A 1,699-nucleotide genomic window follows, 5' to 3' on the forward strand; every position below is an offset into this window, starting at 1 on the left:
GTTGATCACCCGCAGCGGCAAGAAATCCAAATCGATCTGGTCCATGAGTTGTGTCCACTAAAAATGGTGGACACAATCCTGCGCCGTCTGTGCTTGTGACGCTATGTGCGGAGAATTTCGCGCTTACGATCAATTCACCTTCTCGGGCGTCAACTCGTTGATGTCTGAGCTTCGCCGAGTATCCCGCAACGGGTCTGTCATGCTTCTCAGCACGCCAAACGTGTCGGCGCTTGGAAACATCGCGCAAATCCTAAAGGGCGAACATCCGTTCATGTATAAGCCGCATGTGCGAGAGTTCGCGCCAGCCGAAGTCCTTGACCTGGTTCGCCATCACCGATTCGAGCTCCTGTCGTTCGAAACTCAGGACGTCTGGGCGACTACCGAGGACGAAGACCGCGATTTGGTGACGTCAATCTTGAAGACCTATGGCTTCGACCTGGCGAACAGAGGTGATTGCACCTTCGTGACCGCCAGGAAGAGCGGGGATTGACATCTCTTGGCTACTGGGGCGACGGCCAGCACTGTTTCGCATGTACTGGCATCGCCTCGTAGTAGACGTGCCATCGGGGATCCGTCACCTCGACTTCGCCAAAATAGTGCCAGTACTCCGGGTCAGGCTGGGACAAGAAACACGACACGATGACCTCTTCGGTCTCGTCGGCGAATTGCACGTGGATTTTCATGGTTCAGAACTCGTAGCCGCGAATGTACACCGTGAAGCTGGGCGTCCCTGCGCTTGCAGTGCGATAAACATACAGGGTCTGAAGAGTGTCGAGATGGACGTCATCGAAGTTCAGACTCACCCCGAATGCACCGGCGCTCGATATGTTGAGAGTATTGTTCCCAAGGCCAGCGGAACTGGATCCGATACCGAAATTGATGACAGCCCCGGCAGTTGTTGCGGCGTCCCCATATCCGGAGGCAGATTTTGCGTTTGGCGGAACTGCACCGACCAAACTGACCGGCTGCCAAGTGGCATCATTTGTCGATGAGTTGAAGACCCCCACAGCCTGCCTATTGACCCGTCGGCCACGCTGAGTGAAGGGGGAAATCTGCGCAGATGGGGTGGTGCTAAACAGGCTAATCAGTGCCGACGCCGTATAGCCCGACGGCATGTTTGGCCCCGCATATATTTCGGGTGCCACCACCCCGGTAGCTAGAGCGCGGCCAAGCAGTGCAGCGTCGCGCGTAACCGGGTTGTAGATCAGATAGACAGCGATCCAGCTACTTGCCGGTGCGGTACCAGTATCCATGCCGCCCGCGCCGGTCGTCGACACGTTGATGGTCTCGCTGACGTTCGTGAGTCGATACGCCTGACCGCTCAGCGCCGTCTGCACGATAACCTCGTCCGCCTGATAGGTTGCGCTGGTCGAGGCGGAAGAAACGATCATGCGGGCATTTCGTACGGCGCCCACCACTCCGACAGACTGGGCGCTCACAGCCGACTTCAGGTTCGCCAGAATCGAGGCCGTCGTGCCGTCGTCGATGACGTCCTGTCCAGTGATATCGGAGATGAACTGCGCGATGACGGCCGCCATGATGCTGGACTGGCGCCATGCCTTGTTCAGCTGCGCGGACTGCGCGACGCCGGACTGAAAGCCCGAGAGGCGTTGCGTCAGCGCGGCCCACTCGGCCTGCGACATGACATTGGCGCCGCTGCCAGTAGCGAATGGGAGGAAGTCGATCGTTGCCATTGATG

The 1,699-nt window shown here is 58.2% G+C and carries 3 protein-coding genes; 1 reads left to right on the forward strand and 2 read right to left on the reverse strand.

Going from position 1 to position 1,699, the window contains the following annotated elements:
* Nucleotides 1-199 precede the first annotated feature (199 nt).
* A complete protein-coding gene (locus F7Q96_RS26375) occupies nt 200-490 on the forward strand; it encodes a hypothetical protein (protein ID WP_151023631.1) in 291 nt (96 codons plus the stop codon).
* A gap of 10 nt (nt 491-500) precedes the next feature.
* Here F7Q96_RS26375 and F7Q96_RS26380 read toward each other — a convergent pair whose 3' ends face one another.
* Nucleotides 501-683, reverse strand: coding sequence for a hypothetical protein (locus F7Q96_RS26380; protein ID WP_151023633.1), 183 nt, complete (start codon nt 681-683; stop codon nt 501-503).
* Nucleotides 684-686: 3 nt separating this feature from the next.
* Nucleotides 687-1,699: hypothetical protein (locus F7Q96_RS26995; RefSeq protein WP_170266040.1), on the reverse strand; the 1,013-nt coding region annotated here is incomplete at its 5' end.

The sequence above is a fragment of the Cupriavidus gilardii genome (genome assembly GCF_008801915.1).
Taxonomy (GTDB): Bacteria; Pseudomonadota; Gammaproteobacteria; order Burkholderiales; family Burkholderiaceae; genus Cupriavidus; species Cupriavidus gilardii.